Genomic DNA, 20,879 nt, shown 5'->3' with positions numbered 1-20,879 from the left:
CATGTAATTGGCTGAGCAAAGAACTTCTCTGCGATGGCTAATAGGGTCTTTTTCATAGGCTTGTATTTTTGTTCTACCCAAGATTAGGCAATAAAAAGGAGCTACCAATGCCGGTATCAACGGACAGCGGGGAAGGGTCTACCAATGACAGGAACATGCCTACAACTAGCATTCATTGACGTAAAATGACCTTATGTAGACGATGCGTGCAGCGAGTGATTGATATGTAAAAATATCCTCGTATTTAGCAGCATGAACCTTACAGTTGATAGAGAGCGCTTTCTGTTGTATCTGCGGATCGGTAGCCTGTTCCTGCTGTTATGGCTGTTCTCCGAACTAGTCAACAACCCGGATACATTTATCCCACGGGTCTGGAATAACCTATGGCGTTGGAGTTATGTAACGGTACTCAGCTTTATCCTCTTTGAATACACCATCCCCTTTCTTCGGCTAAGCTGGAAGCGGATCCTGGCAGGTTTGTTACTGCTGTGGGTACACCTGATGCTGTACTCTTACGGGCTGTACGCCTGGCGGCAGATAGGCATCTGGCTACACATCTACACCCCCCTGATTGACTTTCGCAGTGTCAGTAGAGGAGTAGAGTCCCAGATGTCATACAGCGCTGGTGCAATTTTCTTCTACGGAATCAGCCTCCATATCTTTGGGTACATGCAGTTACGACAGGCCGCCCAGCAACTACGCATCGAGAAGCAGCAGGCCGAGCTCAACTACCTCAAGTCCCAGACCAACCCACACTTTCTCTTCAACACCCTGAACAACATCTACTCTCTGGCCCGCGATAAATCCGATCAGGCACCCGAGTCCATTCTTCGTCTCTCCAAAATCCTGCGTTTCATGCTGTACGAAACGGGCGGCGACTACATCGCTATCGAGCAGGAGCTGAAAATCATCAGCGACTACATAGCCCTCGAGCAGCTGCGGTACGATGAGTCGCTGCGGGTTAACTTTAACTACGATGTGGAAGACCTGCGGCAAAGCTTACCGCCTCTGCTGCTGATACCACTGGTGGAAAATGCCTTTAAGCACGGCGTGTCCGAAACCCGTGGTGAACCCTACATCGACATCCGCCTATCGGTGAAGCAACGGCAGCTGGACTTTGTGGTCCGAAATTCATCCGAAGCCACTCCGGATGATCAGGGAGTGAAGGAAAACATCGGACTCTCGAACCTCCGCCGCCAACTGGAACTCCTCTACACAGACTATAAGTTATCTGTCGTACAGAGTACTGATGACTTTACTGCTACCCTTTACATTAATCTGGCCAGCCATGTCTAAACTCTGGTGTATACTAATCAAAGATAAGCCCCAGCCCGTTTAGGGAATGACGGGCTTCATGACCCGCGTCTCCTTCCTGGATCTGCGAGGTACAGGAAGAGTACATTCCCACTGGGCGAACCTGTAATGGCTGATCGCAATAGCTTCTTCCCTTTAATTTAATGATAGTACTTAGCAAGCCCTGACACGATCGTTTACATCACTATAAACAGCAGTTGGGGCGCCGGTACTACTATACCGATGCCCCAACTGCTCTTCCTTGGTAATAAATCAATCTAAGAATTTACTGCGTTACTACCCGCGCCAGTTCTTTATAATCAGCAAAGACCAACCGCAACGGATACGATGTTACATTCATGGCTCCCACTACGGTGATATCCTGCTCCGGAAAGTAGAACATAAAGGACGAAGCTCCGAATAAGTCACCTTCGTGCCCCATAGCTGCTCCATACGGGGTTGAGACAAAGCTCAATCCCAAACCATAACCGGGAAAGCCATCCCAGCCAATAAGTCCATCGGGTATGGGCACTGATTCTTTCATCAACGCTAGCGTTTCGGGCTTGAGCAGATTACCTTTGAATAGCGCTTCCGCAAACTTCATCAGGTCTTGGGCGTTGCTGATGCCTCCCCCACTGGTAAAATCCAGAGCTCCCTCTTTGGCGGCCCGGAAGGGTACTTTCAGCTCTATAATCTTTCCGTTGGCCTGCAGGTCCATGTACTTCTTGGGCAGGCCTTCCGGGCGGGTTCTGTCACTGAGGTAGGTGTTATTCAGCCCCAGCGGTATCAGTATCTCCTCCTCTATTACCCTGTAGGCCCTCTTACCCGTTACGCGCGCCATGATCAGCCCTACAAAGTCCAGTCCCGACGAATACTCCCAACTGGTACCCGGAGCGAAGCGAGGTTTCTTCAGGAGCTTCAGCCAATCGTCCAGCGACTTGGCCTCAGTGGGTGTATGATTGAAATAATCCAGCGTAGAAACGGTGAAGTTGTCGTTACCAATGCCACTGGTATGGTTCATCAGCTGACGAATCGTGATCTTGTCCCCGTAGGGTATGCCCGAAAACTCGGGCAGGTACTTGATGGCCGGTTCGTCGATATGAAACAAGCCCTTTTCGTGTAGTCGTAAGGCCGCCGCCGCGGTAAACGTCTTGGTGATGCTGGCCATATAGAACAGGTTACAGGGCTTCATCGCTACGTTACCGGCCAGGTCGGCCTTTCCGGCGGCATCCAGCCACAGACCATGCTTATCCCGCACGAGCAGTAAGGCCCCCGGCAGTCCTTTCCGCTTCCAGGATTGTAGAAACTCGTGGTACACCTGGTGCTTGGGATGGGCGGCTCCTAAACCGGCGTCAGTACTGGTACAATCGAAGGTAGCCGGAGCTACGTCAAGTTCTTTTTCGCAACTGGTCAGTGCTGCGGTTACTACACAGTACACCACGGCTACCATATGAGTTGTTTTAAAATATTTCATCGGATGTAAATAGGAAGTCTTAGTTGAAAGGATAGAATTTGGCTCCAACGTGGAACAGCGTATGCGGTAGGGCCGGGAAGGTGTTCTCGGGTGCGTAGGGCCACTCTACCAGTAGCTGGTACCGGGTGAATACGGTAACGGGATTGGGGGAATGGCGGAGGAAGGTATACCCCAGGTTCAGCTCAAACGAAGGAGCCAGCGCGGGTTTTCCCCAGTCTGTTGCTTTCTGGTACTCGCCCCCTTCCAGTTGATACACCTGAATCGGATAGATGGAATGGCTATATCCCAGTCCCAACGCAGTACCTGCATACAAGCCGCCTACTACCCGGTGCTGGTAGCCCAGAGTCGCCAGCAGATGGAGGTTGTTCTGGATGTTTTTGTGGTAGAAATAGCCAAGCGTGCCATTCAGGCTGAGGGTACTTTGGGTGGTTTCGCGCAGGGGATACGAGGTGCCCACACTCAATCCGGGATGGATGGGATTTTTGACCAGTTGCGTGGAAGGCAGCGCCCACGCCTCGCTGAATACAGAAACGACAAGTGGCCACCTGCGCGGCCTGGGCCCCTGTGCCTGGGCCTGTACTGCTACAGAGCAATGGCTAAGTAGCAGGCAAAGGATAATTGATTTTTTCATGGCTTGTTACTAGTTTAATTCAGGGGCAAAATTAGCCTCCCTACTTATAATCAACTAGTTATCAAAACACCATTCTGGAAAAACTGCCCCGAAATCAGGAGGTAAGCCTGCCGGATCAGGAGATTTCGGGTTGAAAAAACAGCCGTTACCCCCCCGAAAAAGCTTTAAAGCGTTACGAGTCTGTTCTTGAAGTCAACGCTGCGGTTCTGACTGACTATTATTTCCTCGGCATTATCCGAGTGCAGTCTCAGGATCAGCTTTCCACTTTTCTCCGCCTCGAACCCTTTTACTTCTCTGAGATTTACAATAGTGGTACGATTCACCCGAAAGAAGTAATCGGGTAACGTTTCATCGAGGGAATTAAGGGGTGTGTTCAGAACCGAGCTGGTACCATCTTTCAGATAAGCCACCGATACCCCGTTCTGTAACCTGATAAACTGCATTTCATCCCGGTCCAGGAGCGTATACCTGCTTCCATTGGCCACCAATAGTTTACTCGATGCCAGTGACGATGGTAGACTTGCCTCCGGTGCTTCCATTGGTTGCTCCAACGACTCTCTGACCGACGCCATCTGGTACTTATTGAAAAGAGTAGCGACGACGAAGACCAGATTCTGGATCAGGATCAGTAAAGCCGCTAACAGGAGGTCCACCTGAAAGATCAGGGACTTCTCCAACCGAAAGTTGTCTCCGTAGTAGAGCTCCATGTATCCTACATAGAGCGCCAGTAGCAGAAAGATGGTCAGAAATCCGGAGAGCAGGGACTGGTAAGCCAGACGCCTGGTGAAATGGGTTCCCCAGGAGAGCCTCCGGTCCAGAAGCTGATAACTATACTGTATATACGTCCAGACAATGTACCCGATGAGCAGCGCGAAGATCAGGTCAAAGTAGAAGTCACGCTGTCCCAGGTAGTCCCACAGCGGCAGGGGCCGCCCAACCTGTAGAAATACCAGCGCCTGTATGGGTACTACTATGTATTTTAGACGGTCTAGATAAATGGTCTTTTTCATAACCTCTGGCATAAGCCCGGGTAAATATAGTAAGCTTTCCCAGGAAAATATCTGTGCAGTCGTGGGCTTGGCTTTACAACTTGTCTGGTGATGTACCACCAAGCTCCATCACCAGATATGGCAGGTTCATCACGCCAACTATCGGGTTCGGCAAACATCATTTCCTATACTTGCGGCCGCGGTGCAACTTTGAAGCATCAATGATTCATTTACCAGTCCCATTAATAAAGCCATGAAAAAAATTTCCATTCTCCTCCTGCTGCTCATCCCCCTGGTCATGCAGGCGCAGCACCGCTTCACCATCAGCGGAAATCTCAAAGACGCTAAAAATGGGGAGGACCTGATCGGTGCTACCGTGGGCGTACAGGGAGGTACTCTGGGTACCTCTACCAACGCGTACGGCTTTTACTCCCTGACGTTACCAGCCGGCAAGTACACGCTGGTGTACTCCTACATCGGCTACACTACCCAGGCCCGCCAGATTGATCTTAAAGAAAACCTCAGCCTGAACCTCGAACTTGCCACAGCGGATGTGGCGCTTCAGGAGGTAGTTATTAAAACCAAAAAAGAGGACGCCAACATCCAGCAGAACCGGATGAGCACCGAGGTACTCCCCATGGAAACCATCAAGACCCTACCGGCCTTTATGGGAGAGGTGGATGTTATGAAAACCATCCAGCTACTACCGGGCGTACAGTCGGGTGGTGAAGGTACCTCAGGTTTCTATGTACGCGGGGGTAGCATTGATCAGAACCTTATCCAGCTGGATGAGGCGCCGGTGTACAACGCTTCCCACCTGCTGGGCTTCTTCTCGGTCTTTAATGCCGATGCCATCAAAGATGTAGAGATTTATAAAGGAGGTATTCCGGCCGAGTACGGAGGTCGTCTGGCCTCGCTGGTTGATATCCGGATGAAGGAAGGTAACAACAAGCGCTTCGGAGCTTCGGGGGGTATAGGTACCATCGCCAGCCGCCTTACGCTGGAAGGCCCCATCGTGAAAGACAAAGGCTCGTACATCATCTCGGGCCGCCGTACGTATGCGGATATGTTCCTCAAGCTGAGCTCCAACGAAAATATCAACAGCAACAAACTGTACTTCTACGACCTCAACACCAAGATCAACTACAAGTTCGGCGACAAGGACCGCCTGTTTATCTCAGGGTACTTTGGGCAGGATGTATTCAAGTACAAAGAATTGATGGGTATGGACTGGGGTAACGCTACCGCTACTGTTCGCTGGAACCACCTGTTCTCCGACAAGCTATTCTCTAACTTTACCGCCATCTACAGCAACTTCAACTATACGGTAGGGATGCCCAGCGGGAATACGTCATTCAGTTGGAAATCAAATATAGAAGACGTGAGTCTGAAAGCGGACTTCTCTTACTTCCCCAATAATGCCAACACCATCAAGTTCGGGATCAGCTCTACCTACCATACTTTTAAGCCAGGAGAAGTAAAGCCCGGATCGGCTAACTCGGTAGTGAAAGAGTTGCTGCTCGACCGGAAGTACGCGCTTGAAAACGCGGTATACCTAAGCAATGAACAGGAAATATCCCCCCGGCTATCACTGACCTACGGCCTGCGTTACTCCTTCTTCCAGAATATGGGCGGACGGGTATCCAACTACGACGAAACCGGACAACAGGTCATCGGAGTAGAAGACTATGAGCGTACCCGGATCTATAAGACACAGGGTGGGCTGGAACCACGCCTGGCCGCTCGTCTGGTACTGGATGGTAACAGCTCCCTGAAAGCCTCCTACAACCGTACCATGCAGTACCTGCACCTGGCCTCCAACTCAACCTCAGCGACTCCCCTGGATGTGTATGTACCCTCTGGTAAATACATCAAACCCCAATCGGCTAATCAGATGGCTCTGGGCTACTTCCGGAACTTCCGCAACAATACCCTGGAAGCCTCGGCCGAAGTATACTACAAGGGCATGAACAACCAGATTGATTTCCGTGATAACGCTGACCTGATGTTCAACAACAACATCGAAGCTGAAATACTGACGGGAACCGGAAAAGCCTACGGCCTGGAACTGATGGTGAAAAAGCAAACCGGCAACCTCACCGGCTGGGCTAGTTATACCCTGTCCCATACCGAGCGGACCATTGAGGGGATCAATAACAACCAGCCCTACCGCGTACGTCAGGATAAACCTCATAATCTGTCGGTGGTCGTTTCATATAAGTTATCCGAGCGCGTTACCCTCGGCGCCAACCAAGTGTACAGCAGCGGCAATGTAGTCACCATGCCTTCCGGCTCTTTCCGTAATGGTAACATCGTAGTACCCATCTACACAGAGCGCAACGGCTATCGCCTCCGCGACTACCACCGCCTGGACCTGTCACTTACGCTGAATGGAAAAAAACGTCCCGGACGGAAATACGAGTCAAGCTGGAACTTCTCCCTGTTCAATGCCTACGGTCGCAAGAATGTCTTCTCAATCCAGCTGGATCAAACCGAAGATGTACCGGCCGGCATCAACGCCAAAGAGATCTCCATCGTTGGAGCCCCGATTCCAGCCATTACCTACAATTTCAAGTTCTAATCACTTTCTCACTTATTTCAGCATATATAAATAAGCATAGCCATGAAAAATATTCTTGTTGCCCTGGCAGGTATCCTTACCTTCGCGCTCACCAGTTGTGAAACTCCGGTTGAACTGGACCTGGAACAAAGCGAACCCCGCCTGGCGGTAGAGGCAGTTGTCACTGACCAGCCGGATATGAACTTCGTGAAGCTACACCTGTCAGCTCCCTACGCCAAAAACATAGACCCACAGGCTGTAACGGATGCCCAGGTGAAGCTGGTGGATAATACCGGCATCAGTACTTCTCTTATCCACAAAGGCAATGGTACTTACAAACCAGCCTCCCCCTTTGCCGGAGAGATCGGTCGCACCTACACCCTGACCATACTCGCCAACGGTAAAACCTATACGGCCACCTCTACCCTGCATCCGGTAACTAAGCTAGATAAGGTAACCTATGAGTATGTGGATGGCAAGAATGATGATTTTGGTCGTGAGGAAGGCTATTACATCTCTACGGCCTTCCGGGATAGCGCCGGGGTTAAGAACTACTACAAGCTGAATATTGCCGTGAACGGCCAGCTAAGACAGGATGAAACCAAAGATATCATCATCACCGAAGATAAACTGTACGATGGCTCCTACCTGGATGATATACGGGTACCGGCTACCTTCGCCAAAAACGATGCACTGGATGTCAGTCTGTTATCGTTGACTAAGGAAGCCTTCGATTTTTATAACGCGCTGCAGGGGTTGTCGGGCCAGGGAGGACTTTTCGATCGCAATCCGGCCAACCTGCCTACCAACATCAGCAACGGGGGCGTGGGCTTTTTCTCCGCCAGTGCCATTTCTACCCGGTCCCTTACGATCGAGTAATAACTTAAAGAAAACATGAAAATTGGTCTGATCAGGCACTTTCCGGTCCAGCACAAGTACCTAACAGGGTGGGTAAGTCAGTCACAGGTCCTGCAGTGGTTTCAGGGGTATAATGAGGCTGACTTACAAACCTGGCCGGTAGATACAGGTACATCCTGGGACCAGTGTTATTCCAGCCAGTTGCCCAGAGCCAGGAAGACCGCTGAGGCCATTTATCAGGGGGAGATTATCACTACTCCCCTGTTGAATGAACCCAGCCCTGATCCGCTTTTTAAGCACGATATCCGGTTGCCCTTCCTGGCCTGGGGTATGCTGATCAGGCTGGCTCTCCTTTACAACCATCCTACTCAGTCGCACCGAAAAGAAGTACAGGAAAAACGGATCAGGACGTGGTTATCCGAGCTGCTCAGCCAACCCAATACTGACATATTGATTGTCAGCCACGCCTTTACCATGGAAGTCCTGAGTCGGTTACTCGTGCGAGAAGGCTTTACCGGAAAAGTCCTGAACCGACCTCCCAACGGAGTACTCTATACCTATACACGATCGTAGTCCCCTTCAACAATTCTGCTCCTATCCCCATACCTACTACCATGTTGTACTCATTCACACACCAAGATGCACTGCCTGAACTTCAACTACTAAAAGGCTTGGAAATTCGCCGGAACCGGGAGCCAGCCTTCATGGCCGAAATAGGTCAGACCTCCGTAGATGAAGCCCGGAAACGTTTCGCGGCCGGTCATAAAGCCTACGTAGCTTACCTACACGGCTTGCCGACGGCTTTCGGCTGGGTCGCTACCCATACCGCCCGGATCGGTGAGCTGAACCATGAATTTCAGCTTCCCGCCAGACACCGCTACCTTTGGAATTTCAGAACGTTGATTGACTTTCGTGGCTTAGGGATATACCCTCACCTGCTTCAGGCCATATTAAAAGATGAACTAACCAACTCGGAACAAATCTGGATTATGCATGCTCCAGAAAACACAGCCTCCGAGCGAGGTATCTTGAAAGCCGGATTTACCCTGACTGGCCAAGTGTCAGTAATCAATGAGAGCGAGGTGATATTTACTACCGGAAGCCAGGCGCAGCCACTGGAAGAAGTACTCTCTACCTTTGGCTTTATGAAATCTGAGGAGGAGCCCGCTTCCTGCTGGAACTGCAGTAGCCCTTACCTGAAGAACCGGATTCCCTCCTGCTGCTGCGCCCCAAGGGATATGGAGTGTACCCGCAACCTCTATGCGCAGGCGGAGCTAGTACTGTGAACATATGATCAGTAACAAAGAGTAGTATCTACATCGGGTACAGCGTATGTACCTATTACGCCCTGCTCTTTAAATAAACAGAGGCATCTGGATGATACTATCCAGATGCCTCTGTTTATTTCCCTCCTGGTTGCGGCCTTCTATTTAGTACATACTTACAAAGTAGCCCACTATGACCGGATGAGTTATACGAACTACGCTTACAGGGGGAGGAAAGGAACATTTTCCTCCTGTGTTGCTTCCTGTTGTACAGGCTCAACACCTCGATCGTAGAGCGTCAGCAAAGGTACCCGGGGATGGTAGGCTACAGAACGGGTCAAACTGTTACCTAGTAGTACATCCAGTATACTCTTGTGATGCGGAAGCATGACCAGCAGATCTGCCTTACTGGCATCAAGATAGTAATTCAGACCCTGTAACACCTCCTGGCCTATAACTGTAGCGGTCTCTACCTTTGTACCTGCGAAGTTGTTCAGGATGTACTGACGTACCACTTCCTCCGCCACCGGGGCAACCTGTTGGCCGGCCTCTATATGTAGAAGCGTCAGTTGCGCCCCCTTACGAGCTACGATATCTTTCAGTAAAGAAAAAGACTGAGCACTGGCAACCGGCTGGTAGTCAGTAGCCAGTACAGCCTGCTGGATCAGACCCGCCGTGGCGGTAGCAGGTACAACCAGAACATGGGTATTAGCATGACGAACTACGCCCGTCGCCACACTACCCAACCATTCACTTACGCCTGCCCCCGTAGCTCCAACTACCACCAGATCAAACGGCTCCCGCGAGAGCTGCAGTTCCAGGGCATTGATAGGTCCCCCCGGAAGTACCTCGGTTCGATAGGTGTGCAGCTCTGATACCGACTCCTGCTCCACTTCCTGACGCAACTCTATGATGGAGTCCTGAGCCAGTTGCCAGTAGTTAGTAGCCGCATATGATAGTCCGTAAGCTACTTCGGCTTCAACCGGAAAGGCATTCAACAGACAAAAGTCAACGGGTGTATCAGCAAAAAGCTGCTGAGCATAGGCAATCGCCTGACGCGAAGCATCAGAATAATCGGTCAAAAGCAGGATTTTATACATAGCTGTATGTAGGTTAGAGTAATCGTTAGATAATTAAGTTGATAATCTATTTTAGGAACCAGGTGCTTATATAGGGTACATTACACATGTTCGAGCAGCCACCAGAGGGGCTTGGGCCGGGGTACTACCTTGTAGTGCTGCCTGACGTAGGTCTGTATGTGATCCTGCGCTTCGTTGACATCATCTGTCAGGCACACCAATTTCAAATCCTTTTCGCTGATCGTGCCGGCCCTGAGCATCTCCTCCATATAATTGAGCAGGGGCTGGTAGTAGTCACGTCCCATGAGTACCACCGGAAACTGATGTACCATACCCGTCTGTACCAGAGTCAGCGTTTCAAACAATTCATCCATAGTACCCCAACCACCCGGCATGACCACAAATGCGTAGGAGTACTTTAGTAGCAGGACCTTACGGACAAAGAAGAGATTGAGGGTCACGCATGTATGAATATACGGGTTGGGCTGCTGCTCAAAGGGCAGACGGATGTTACACCCTACCGATTTGCCTCCCGTTTCATAAGCCCCGCGGTTAGCCGCTTCCATGAGTCCCGGTCCTCCGCCGGTCATGACGGTAAAGCCCAACTCCCGGATCGCGCTTCCCATCTGCCGGGCCATTTCGTAGTACGGATGTCCTTCCGTGAATCGGGCCGAACCAAATACCGTCACACAGGGACCTACGAAGTGCAGAGAACGTAGCCCTTTCAAAAACTGCCAGCCTACCTGAAATACATATCGTAGCTCCGACTGCCGGTCCTTCGGCCCTTGCAGCGACTCAGAAATGACATTATTAAATAAGGGCTCAATGGGAGGGCGTGGTATCGCCTCCGTATCGGTTGATTGCGTTGTGATCATAGAGTTAGAAGTCGAAAAGAACGGGAGAAAGACAGAAGAAGTACCTGAAATCAAGGCAAAAGTTGATTTCCTTCAGAATATCTCCGGCCAGCTGCTATCTGACTCGCTGTATGATAAACAGATGCTCCTGAAAGTACGGGATAGGCAGATCATCCCGGAACGATATGTTCCTGAACCGGAAAGGGAGTGACTACTACGAATAGTGATTTTCATGGGATAGGTATTAGGGTTTGATAATTCAAAATACCCCCAATTTTTTCCCACCTGGTATGACTCAAGTCATGCCTATACATGACTTTACTACCCGCTAGGGTTGCAGTAGCAGCACATCTGGTTAAGACACAGGATTACTTAAGGAAGTGGTCTTTTTGATATATAAACTACGCCCCTGCCACCTTTAAAGTTACAAAATGCAAAATCAAACCCACGACCACATACCGCATCGGAACCTGCTATGTAAAGCCGTTGCTTTGAGTCCAGGTACAGGCTACTTAACTGGTGGAGTTGGGGCAGGTCAATGCGGCGACCATCCGAAGTGACAACGCCTGGTGTTTCAAAAAGCCCGGTGGTTGCGGTAGGCCCATCCAGAAAAACCCGGTTGATCGTATACGTAGTACTATCTGTTGAAGTAACCGGATTGACCATAAACCTTATCTTGGGCGAAAGAGTGTGCAGGCTATCAAATACAGCATTTCGCTTTGCATAGCGCAGCCAGGTTATCCCATCGTCTACACTGTAATGGTCTGGATTCACCAGATCGCTGTATTGGTTTCCATTGGGTTTCTGCATGTTCCTGAGTCCATTCATGGTAAAGAGTGTGTCCCGAAGAGCAATGACACCAAACATACCGGTAGACTGCTGGTGCACCTTTTGCCAGGTTTTTCCCTGATCAGTCGTGCGAAACAACTCGTACATGGTTGAGATAATTAATGTCTTATCCCAATCCCCCCATACACTCTGGATCGGTTTATCGATGGGTGAGGTAATGGTGTACCAGTCAGGGTACTCAACGGGCACATCGGGTACGGGCTCCTGATCCATTCGGATACAGGATAGGGTCATCACAAGCAGGGACAGGGAAAGCAATTTTCTCATGGCAGGTGTGTAAATATATTCAGCGGACAAAGTAGCAGGATCAGATTAATTAATCAAGTAACTGCACATAGAATTAGTATCCAGTTAGCCTGACTATCCTATAAACTACGAACAATTCAAAAATTTATAGATATAATTCCCTAACTTATAGTGGAATAGAAACAGTAGACAATGGCTGCCTGAACACTCTATGAAGTAGCCCGTGTTATAGAAGAGAACGATCAAGCAATACAATGGTACATTTTAAACAATTTGCCTTTAAGAAGTTTGGGTACTTTGACTTTACCGACGCCCTTTCGGATAAACAGCTGAATGAAGATTTCAAAGAGTATATTAAGGTTATATTCGTAAAGGCAGGAGGGAAAGTAGTTATAGATTTCAAGGAGTTCCAGCTAGAAAAAGATGCCATGTTTTTCATCAGCGGTAGCCAGCACTATTGGTTTAATGAAATTTGCTGCGGTACACTACTCTTCTATAACCGTGATTTCTATTGCGTGGAGATTCACGATAAAGAAGTGTCCTGTGACGGTATTCTGTTCCATAACGTGTATGATATACCCGTTGTCCAACTTGATGACGAGCAGTCGGCCGCCATGCAAAAACTACTTCAGGAAGTACAGGTCGAGATTATGAGCGAAGACTCGACTACAGAAGAGATGCTGCGGATACTTCTTAAACAGATTATTATCAAATCTACCCGGCTCTGGAAGCAGGAACACCAGGTAAAAGACGAAGAAGCCCGTCAAGAGGTAGAATTTTCCCGCAAATTCAGCCAGATGGTAGAGTGGAACTACACCCGGCTCCATACCGTAGCAGACTATGCGGATATGCTGCATATTTCGCCCAAGGCATTGAACAAGCGAATCACCCGGTACAGCAGTACTACGCCCAACGATATTATCAAGAACCGGATCATCCTGGAGGCAAAAAGGCTGCTGGTACACACTACATTAAGTGTAAAAGAGGTCGGTTTTAAATTAGGCTACGAAGATACTTCCTACTTTATCCGCCTGTTCACCAAACAGTCCGATATGTCCCCTCAGAGCTTCCGTTCTCAGTACCAGGCTCATTAATTATTTCGCTCATTTTCAGAGAGAAAAGGCTGAAAGGGAAAAAAGTGCTGTTCGCGTCTACAATTGTGCATTGGATAGGCTGTCTGCACCGGGTACCTTTGTATTGTTCAATTAAACATAACAACTGAACGACCTAAAAGAACAATGCTCTAAGCAGAGTACTACCAACAGCTAGTGGCGATACAAGCCAGGATAAATGCTCTGGTATAGGAAGGTACGTAGCAGATTGATAGATCTAAAATAGAATTAAAAATATAAGTAAAACCTCCTCTATAATTCTGTAAGAAGGGCCCTTAAGTGGGCTCCTTTTTACTATCAACAACGATTAGTTTAATGGTGTGGATATATATATACACCCTACCGATAGTTTTCGGTAGGGTGTTTTGTTGTAGCATAGCCTGATACAAATTCTATAAAAAAAACTCTATCGGAGAGATACCTCAACCCGGTTGGCTGACGGTATGGTTTCTTCTACTTGTAGTGGTTGTTGCTGACCGGGATATAGCTGCAAGACACTACTCTGAAAGGTACTTATCCTGTGAGGCATCATTTATATAAAAGCCGCCGCGGCCTATCCCCTGTTAATGCCATTCTCGGCCGCCCGGTAACCGCTATTGGAATCCCGGGCCCGGATGGGAGATTACGCTTCTCTTATAGATTCACTTATGAATTAGCCTGAAATATTCACTTCATACTCCCACTTTTTTGATCTGAAAAATTAGCAAGTGGTAGTACTTATTAGCAAGTGGTAGAGCTTATTATCAAGTGGTATTTCATATTATCAAGTGGTATCACAATCAACCCATGCATTTGTTAAACTTGTGCATCTGCTAGCTAATTATAGCGCAGATTGATTCATATCCATCCTTAAAAATATCAACATTTATGAAGTGTACCCATTTCCCCCAGGCTCGTGTTTTAGCATACATGACTTTGGTGTTATCTATTTGCTTTGGAGGTCTTACAAGTTGTGTATCCCCTAAAAGTGTTGTTTATTTTCAGGGGAAGGATCTGCGCTACTCCTCTGATAACATCACTCAGAACTACGTTCCCACTATTCAGCCCAATGACCTTATCTCCGTCGTAGTAGGTAGCCTAAGCGCCGAATCCAACGAGATTTTCAACTTTGCTAACCTGTTTACCACCTCCAGTATGAATTACTCAACCACCGGTGGTGGCTCCCGTGCTCAATCGGTGGGTTATCTGGTGGATCATGAGGGAAACATCGAAATGCCGCTGGCGGGGAAAATCAATATCCTTGGGCTGGAGACTCAGGTTGCAGCCGAAAAAATCCGGAAGTGCCTCCAAACCTATCTGCGGGAACCTACAGTAAGTATACGTACGCTCAACTTCAAGGTATCGGTAATGGGTGAAGTCAATAACCCGGCCGTGTACGTCATCCCCGACGAAAAAATCACCCTACCTGAGCTGCTCAGTCTGGCTGGTGACATGACCATCTACGGCAGACGGGACAACATTCTGATTATTCGGGAAGAGAACGGCAAGCGGGAATATGCCCGCCTCGACTTTACTTCCAGAGACATCTTCCGCTCCCCTTACTACTACCTGCACAAGAATGATGTAATCTACGTTGAGCCCGTTAAGGCCCGCCTGACTAGTACTGACCGCACCATGCAGGTACTACCCCTCGTGCTTAGCTCGATCACCACCCTCACTGTGCTCGTCTTTAACTTCTTACGAATCTAACCCTGTAGCAAACCGATACTTTTTTTCCAGCCATTGATTTATCTAACTAAGAACACTGATAAACCCAATCACCATGCCAAATCATTCACGCATAGCTGTACCAGGACAGTACACCGAAACTGAGGAGCGAGAATTTAACCTGCGGGAATACCTGATGCGTTATCTGCGTTACTGGTACCTGTTCCCCCTATTCCTGTGTCTTTCTCTCACTGCGGCCTACTTCTACCTCCAGATAGCCGAGCCGGTCTACCGCGCTACGGCCACCTTACTGATCAAAGATGAAAAGAAAGGGGTAGGCTCTGCCCAGAACGATATACTCTCCGAACTCAACCAATTCAGCAGCAACAAGCTGGTGGAAAACGAGGTGGAGATCCTGCGGTCGCAGACCCTAATGAGCCAGGTAGTCAATGACCTGGGGCTACAGGTCAGCTACCAGACGAAGGATGGGTTAGGCATACTTGACCTTTATAAGCAAAGTCCGATACTCATTGTACCTAAGGTATTAACCAAACAAGCCTACCAGGAGCCGCTGATCATTCATATGGTGGATAAAGACTATTTCAGCATCAATGATGAAACGCAGCTGCTCCCGTATGGACGTACACTAGTCAATAAATTTGGTGAATTCGCTATCAACAGAGTAGCCAATGATACCATCATGGACGTTACAATCAAGTTCCATGACCCATTTTCGCTGATGATGGATATGACCAGAAAGCTGTCAATACAGCAACCCAATGTTAAAAGCACAGTACTGGGTCTGGCCTATAATGATGTATCTGTACAGCGTAGTAAGGACGTCCTGAACAAGCTGTTGGATGTGTACATACAGTCTTCGCTCAATGATAAAAACCGGGAGGCCAGTAACACCCTTAAATTTATTGAGGATCGCCTGAAACTGATTACCGGCGAGCTGGGCGACGTAGAGCGTGATGTAGAGTCCTATAAGCGTCAGCAGGGGCTGACCGACATCAGCGCCGAATCCCAGCTCTTCCTGGAAAACATTAAGGAGAACGATACCAAACTCAACGAAGTAAACGTCCAGCTGCGCATCCTTGAGAGCGTTGACAACTACATCCAGAAGAGTAGTGATGATGGTGCCGTAGCTCCTGCCACATACATGATCAGCGATCCGGTGCTGGTATCGCTTCTGACACGCTTCAACGACTTACTGATCCAGCGCGAGCGCTACGCCCGTACTACAACGGCTAATAACCCGCTCCTGGAAACGGTAAATACCCAAATGGCAAACGTCAAGCAGGCCATTCGTGAAAACATTCAAAACCTGAAGCGCGGTCTGGACCTGAGCCGACAGAATCTCGAGTCGGTCAACAACCGCTTCTCCGCCGGCCTGCGCAGCATTCCTCAGAAAGAGCGCGAGTATGTAGGTATCAAGCGCCAACAGACCATTAAGGAAGGCCTCTATCTGTACCTCTTACAGAAGCGTGAAGAAACAGCGCTGGCCTATGCCTCCACCGTCACTGACAGCCGCCTGGTAGATGCTCCTTCGGTTTCCCTACTGCCAATCGCTCCTAAGAGATCAGTCATCTGGATGGGAGCTCTGGGAGCTGGTGTGGCGATACCGCTGCTCCTGATCAACCTGTTGCTCATGCTCAACAATACGGTGCATACACGCGATGACATCGAGCAGATCAGCCGGGTATCTATACTGGGTGAGGTTGGAGTGATGAAAAAAAATGTTTATTCTGAATCAATCATCAAGATGACCAGCCGTTCGGCCGTAGCCGAACAGCTCCGCGCTCTACGAGCCAACCTACAGTACCTGGGTGACGGCAGCTGTCGTACGCTCATGTTTACTTCTTCGATAGGGGGCGAGGGCAAGAGCTTCATCAGCATCAATCTGGCAGCCAGTCTGGCCTATGCTGATAAGCGCGTCATCCTGCTCGGTATGGACCTGCGTAAACCTTCGATACAGGAGCGTCTGCAGCTACCCAACGACCAGGGGGTAACCAACTACCTGATCGGGCAGAGCGACATATGGGAGCTGATCCAGTCGTCAGGGGTACACCCTAAGTTTGATGTGATCACCAGCGGACCTATCCCGCCTAACCCTACTGAACTGTTGGGTAACGGCCGACTGCCGCAACTGATAAAGGAGCTACGTCAGCAATATGACTACGTACTCATTGACTGCCCGCCTTACGGACTGGTGACAGATGCGTCACTGATTGCCGAATATTCAGACGCAACCCTTTTCCTGGTGCGCTACAACTACACGCTACGTTCCCACCTGAACCACATTGGAGATCTTAACCGGGCCAAGCGGTTCAATAACCTTAGTGTCATCTTTAACGGTGTCAACTACGGAAGCGGCTATGGGTACGGCTACGGATACGGAGGCTACGGCTATGGGTACTACGAGGGAGAGAAGGGAAATAAGACACGGGACTGGCAGTATAGGCTCAAACAGCTCGTCAATTAATTGGATACTATATGTTTTCAATAACCCCTGGCTGCTATTTTTATCTACTCCCGAAGTAGTACTATTGGACCAGTAGGCAAGGGTTGAAAATGAATAAGGATAAATTATTTAATCAATTGAATTGGATAGAGATATAAAAGTGCAGAAGGAAGATAAAGAGATAAGCAAAGTATAGCTCTTGTTTCGACCTTCTGCACAAACCAGAACGATTGCATGTAGCATGACTGACAATTAGTAAGGTTAGCTACTGGGATATAAGATATGTTATACTACATCGACCACTAGATAATATTTTAGACGCACTATATCTGTAAAAGATTATATTTGGTTTATAAGTACAATGAAAGATATATGCATAATATTTCGAATAAAGTCAAAATCAGCATAGCTGATTTTGACAAAAAGGAAAAGCATGTTTTGCATACATGTTTTCTCTGAAGAAATTAACTATACACACACTATATTATATAAACATGAATAGCAAAGTAGCCCTTATTACCGGCGTAACCGGCCAGGACGGAGCCTATCTAAGCGAATTGCTACTCAGCAAAGGCTATACCGTACACGGCATCAAGCGGCGCACCTCTCTGTTCAACACCGACCGCATCGATCACCTCTACCAGGACCCCCACGTGCAGGACCCCCGCTTTATCCTCCACTACGGCGACCTGACCGATTCGATGAATCTTACCCGCATCATCCAGGAGGTACAGCCTGACGAGATCTACAACCTGGCCGCCATGAGCCACGTCAAGGTCAGCTTTGATGAACCCGAATATACTGCCAATGCCGATGGCATCGGCACCTTACGTATACTGGAAGCCGTTAGGCTGTTAGGCCTCACCCAAAAGACCCGCATCTACCAGGCTTCTACCTCTGAACTCTATGGGCTGGTACAGGCGGTACCCCAGTCGGAGACCACCCCTTTCTACCCCCGCTCCCCCTACGCCGTAGCTAAGCTGTACGCCTACTGGATTACGGTCAACTACCGCGAAGCCTACCATATGTACGCCTGCAACGGCATCCTCTTCAACCACGAATCACCACTTCGTGGCGAAACCTTTGTGACCCGTAAGATCACCCGAGCCGCGGCCAAGATCGTGCTGGGCTTACAGGACTGTTTGCACATGGGCAATATTGACGCTCAGCGGGACTGGGGACACGCCAAAGATTACCTAGAAGCGATGTACCTGATCCTGCAGCAGGACAAGCCGGAGGATTTTGTTATTGCGACCGGTGTGACCACCCGGGTTCGGGAGTTTATCCGCCAGACCTTCTCCTTCCTGGGAGTGACCGTTGAGTTTACCGGTAATGCTGAGAATGAAGTAGGTATCATAGTAGCCGTAGATAATGACCGGCTGGAAGAGTTGGGTATCCCCTACGGAAAGCACCTGGCAGCGGGTACAGTGGTACTGAGCATTGATCCCCGCTACTACCGCCCCACCGAAGTAGAGCTGCTGATTGGCGATCCTACAAAGTCACAAACGAAGCTGGGCTGGAATCCAAAGTACACCCTGCAGATGCTGATCGAAGACATGGCACTAGCTGATCTAAGACTGTTCCAGAGGGACAAGCTACTGCTCAATGAAGGCTTTGAAGTACTTAATTATTTTGAATAATGAGTTTTTTCAACGCAAAGGAGATATCAAAGCACTAGTTCTATAATAAAGCAAATAGAACATAACCTAAATTAAGATAGATATTAATGTCATCTGCTAAAAGGATTATTTCAGGCAGCTTTGCATCATGGACCAGAATTGGGATCACGCTTTTGACTCAGATAGCGATCGTTCCCATCTATCTTACCTACTGGAGCGTTGAAGAATATGGCATCTGGATCGGAATACTATCCTTAGTAAGTATTACAACCATACTAGACCAGGGGCATATCGAATATTTAGGTAATGAATTCTTAAAAATTGGAGCAAGCGATAAAAATAAAATAAGCGCATTACTTTCCTCAGGGCTACTATCGTGCCTTTGTATAGGTATTGCTGAATTTGCAGTTTTATCTATCATAATCTATAACATCACCTTATTTAGTCCCTATGTAAATGATCTGCTGGCAGAGAGCCTATCATTTAAATTTATCATGGTATTCATACTCCAATGGATAAGTTTAACATTTGTTACCAACTTCACGGGGCTACTGTACAGAGCGTTAATTCCATTTGGCTACTATCCAAGAACTGTATGGTGGGATGTTGTAACTACGTTGATTACAACGATTGTCCCTCTGATTGGTATTATCTACGGAGACGATATACTCGCTGCCACAGTAAAAGGCTTTATAGCATTAGTAATTATCCAGCTATTTAAGGTAAGAGATATAGTAACGCTTTTTAAAAGTACCCAACTTTCTATAAAAGGCGGATCGTATAAAACTGGATTTGACAACTACAAAAGATCCTTAATCCTGTCAGGCAGGTACCTACTGGATAACTTTAGACAACAGGGGATCCGGCTGATTTTGGCGCCAATACTTGGAGCCAGAGCAGTAGCGAACTTCTCCACGATCAGAACAGGAGCCAATGTAGCCCAGCAAGGTTTACTTACTATTACACAGCCACTTCTGCCCGAACTAATGAACTTTCTTAATGAGAAGGAACAGAATAAAAGTGAGGCTGCATTTAGTACAATATGGCTGGTGGTGGTGGTAATACTGGCACCGGGCATCGTCACCTTCCAACTAGTCGCTGAGCCTTTATACTCCATCTGGACAAAAGGTGCCATGCCATTTGATCCTATCTTATTTGCTCTCTTCTCCTTAGTTATTCTGGTATTCGCAGTAGCTCAGCCGGCAGTAGCAATCGCTATTGGAAATAACCTGATACGATCACAGATAATAATATCCGCTATTTGTACAGGTATAGTACTCATCACTACCTATATATTATATTCTCAACTATCAATACTCAGTGCAGGAATAGCTCTGCTACTTGCTGAGTTATTATCATTATATAGCTATAAAAAGCTCGCCAAGGAATGGCTATTACAAAATGGGCTAAGATGGCCGGATAAAGCATCTAAAACAGCAGAGCTATCGGTGTGGGTCGCTGGTGCTACGGTGATATCTATAAACTTATTTCCAAACGTGAAGTGGACACTACTTATAGTAGGTGTCTCCATTCTTGTTTGGAACATGTGGAGATATCAACAATGCATCCCAAAAGTTGCCAAGCTCAAAGTGTACTTGTTGGTGAATAACTTATCAATTATAAGGCACCTTAGGACTAGCAAGTTTGCATCAAATTACCTGGACCAGCTAAGCAATAAATACAATCAATAAAGTGAATAATCCCCAATTGAACTAGAAAATAGAAGACTGAATACATTCAAAAATTAGGTCAAATTACAATATGATTTTCGGCTGGGTAAGTCACTTTTTTTACTAGTAAGAAAGCAACGAAGGAAAGCGTATGAATACAATATCCACCTACATACCAGCAGAAGTAGCTTCCCACGAATCCAGGTTGACAAAAAGTAACAACCCGTTTCTTGGTCTATTCAAAAAGCTAATCTGGGTTTCAATCAGCA

Annotated in this window: 17 protein-coding genes; 11 read left to right on the top strand and 6 right to left on the bottom strand. The window is 48.1% G+C overall.

Annotation, left to right across the window (positions count from 1 at the left end):
• Positions 1-252 precede the first annotated feature (252 nt).
• On the top strand, positions 253-1,296 hold the full coding sequence (locus JUB14_RS19185) for a sensor histidine kinase (protein WP_207508433.1): 1,044 nt from the start codon (positions 253-255) through the stop codon (positions 1,294-1,296).
• 283 nt (positions 1,297-1,579) lie between these two features.
• On the opposite strand, the gene JUB14_RS19180 is transcribed toward JUB14_RS19185, so the two are convergent.
• The 3 genes from JUB14_RS19180 to JUB14_RS19170 form a co-directional block, all read right to left on the bottom strand.
• The gene (locus tag JUB14_RS19180) at positions 1,580-2,767 is read right to left on the bottom strand and encodes a serine hydrolase domain-containing protein (RefSeq protein WP_207508432.1); all 1,188 of its coding nucleotides are present in this window, start codon (positions 2,765-2,767) and stop codon (positions 1,580-1,582) included.
• A 19-nt stretch (positions 2,768-2,786) separates the two neighbouring features.
• Positions 2,787-3,398, bottom strand: a complete 612-nt coding sequence (locus JUB14_RS19175; protein WP_207508431.1) for a hypothetical protein — start codon at positions 3,396-3,398, stop codon at positions 2,787-2,789.
• A 164-nt stretch (positions 3,399-3,562) separates the two neighbouring features.
• Positions 3,563-4,408, bottom strand: coding sequence for a LytTR family DNA-binding domain-containing protein (locus tag JUB14_RS19170; RefSeq protein WP_207508430.1), 846 nt, complete (start codon positions 4,406-4,408; stop codon positions 3,563-3,565).
• Positions 4,409-4,640: 232 nt separating this feature from the next.
• Between JUB14_RS19170 and JUB14_RS19165 the strand changes: the two genes are divergently transcribed.
• Genes JUB14_RS19165 through JUB14_RS19150 form a run of 4 tightly spaced genes read left to right on the top strand, consistent with a single transcriptional unit; the run spans position 4,641 to position 9,091 of the window.
• Entirely contained in the window at positions 4,641-6,968 is a 2,328-nt protein-coding gene (locus tag JUB14_RS19165) for a TonB-dependent receptor (protein WP_207508429.1), read from the top strand.
• Positions 6,969-7,010: 42 nt separating this feature from the next.
• Positions 7,011-7,826, top strand: a complete 816-nt coding sequence (locus JUB14_RS19160; RefSeq protein WP_207508428.1) for a DUF4249 domain-containing protein — start codon at positions 7,011-7,013, stop codon at positions 7,824-7,826.
• 15 nt (positions 7,827-7,841) lie between these two features.
• Complete coding sequence (locus JUB14_RS19155; RefSeq protein ID WP_207508427.1) at positions 7,842-8,378, top strand: histidine phosphatase family protein; 537 nt, start codon at positions 7,842-7,844, stop codon at positions 8,376-8,378.
• A gap of 41 nt (positions 8,379-8,419) precedes the next feature.
• A complete protein-coding gene (locus JUB14_RS19150; protein ID WP_207508426.1) occupies positions 8,420-9,091 on the top strand; it encodes a hypothetical protein in 672 nt (223 codons plus the stop codon).
• A gap of 200 nt (positions 9,092-9,291) precedes the next feature.
• Here JUB14_RS19150 and JUB14_RS19145 read toward each other — a convergent pair whose 3' ends face one another.
• Together JUB14_RS19145 and JUB14_RS19140 are read right to left on the bottom strand one after the other, a co-directional pair.
• On the bottom strand, positions 9,292-10,170 hold the full coding sequence (locus JUB14_RS19145; protein WP_207508425.1) for a universal stress protein: 879 nt from the start codon (positions 10,168-10,170) through the stop codon (positions 9,292-9,294).
• Positions 10,171-10,250: 80 nt separating this feature from the next.
• Positions 10,251-11,024, bottom strand: a complete 774-nt coding sequence (locus tag JUB14_RS19140) for an LOG family protein (RefSeq protein WP_207508424.1) — start codon at positions 11,022-11,024, stop codon at positions 10,251-10,253.
• Here JUB14_RS19140 and JUB14_RS19135 point away from each other — a divergent pair.
• Positions 11,017-11,214, top strand: a complete 198-nt coding sequence (locus tag JUB14_RS19135) for a hypothetical protein (protein ID WP_207508423.1) — start codon at positions 11,017-11,019, stop codon at positions 11,212-11,214. The genes JUB14_RS19140 and JUB14_RS19135 overlap by 8 nt on opposite strands.
• A 161-nt stretch (positions 11,215-11,375) precedes the next feature.
• Here the strand turns inward: JUB14_RS19135 and JUB14_RS19130 are convergent, their stop codons facing one another.
• Complete coding sequence (locus JUB14_RS19130) at positions 11,376-12,119, bottom strand: hypothetical protein (RefSeq protein ID WP_207508422.1); 744 nt, start codon at positions 12,117-12,119, stop codon at positions 11,376-11,378.
• 233 nt (positions 12,120-12,352) lie between these two features.
• On the opposite strand from JUB14_RS19130, the gene JUB14_RS19125 reads away from it, so the two are divergent.
• The 5 genes from JUB14_RS19125 to JUB14_RS19105 all read left to right on the top strand — a co-directional run bounded on the left by JUB14_RS19125 (position 12,353) and on the right by JUB14_RS19105 (position 20,631).
• A complete protein-coding gene (locus JUB14_RS19125; RefSeq protein ID WP_207508421.1) occupies positions 12,353-13,192 on the top strand; it encodes an AraC family transcriptional regulator in 840 nt (279 codons plus the stop codon).
• A gap of 927 nt (positions 13,193-14,119) precedes the next feature.
• The gene (locus JUB14_RS19120) at positions 14,120-14,899 is read left to right on the top strand and encodes a polysaccharide biosynthesis/export family protein (protein WP_229368020.1); all 780 of its coding nucleotides are present in this window, start codon (positions 14,120-14,122) and stop codon (positions 14,897-14,899) included.
• A 73-nt stretch (positions 14,900-14,972) separates the two neighbouring features.
• A complete protein-coding gene (locus tag JUB14_RS19115; RefSeq protein WP_207508419.1) occupies positions 14,973-17,342 on the top strand; it encodes a GumC family protein in 2,370 nt (789 codons plus the stop codon).
• Positions 17,343-17,815: 473 nt separating this feature from the next.
• Positions 17,816-18,961, top strand: coding sequence for a GDP-mannose 4,6-dehydratase (gmd, locus tag JUB14_RS19110; RefSeq protein ID WP_207508418.1), 1,146 nt, complete (start codon positions 17,816-17,818; stop codon positions 18,959-18,961).
• Between the two features lie 86 nt (positions 18,962-19,047).
• Positions 19,048-20,631: a lipopolysaccharide biosynthesis protein gene (locus JUB14_RS19105; protein WP_207508417.1), complete on the top strand. Its 1,584-nt coding sequence runs from the start codon at positions 19,048-19,050 to the stop codon at positions 20,629-20,631.
• The last annotated feature ends 248 nt before the right edge of the window (positions 20,632-20,879 follow it).

The organism is Telluribacter humicola, assembly GCF_017355935.1.
In the GTDB taxonomy this organism is placed as follows: domain Bacteria; phylum Bacteroidota; class Bacteroidia; order Cytophagales; family Spirosomataceae; genus Telluribacter; species Telluribacter humicola.
The sequence above is the reverse complement of the archived record's forward strand: the minus strand, read 5'-3'. Positions and strand labels throughout refer to the sequence as shown.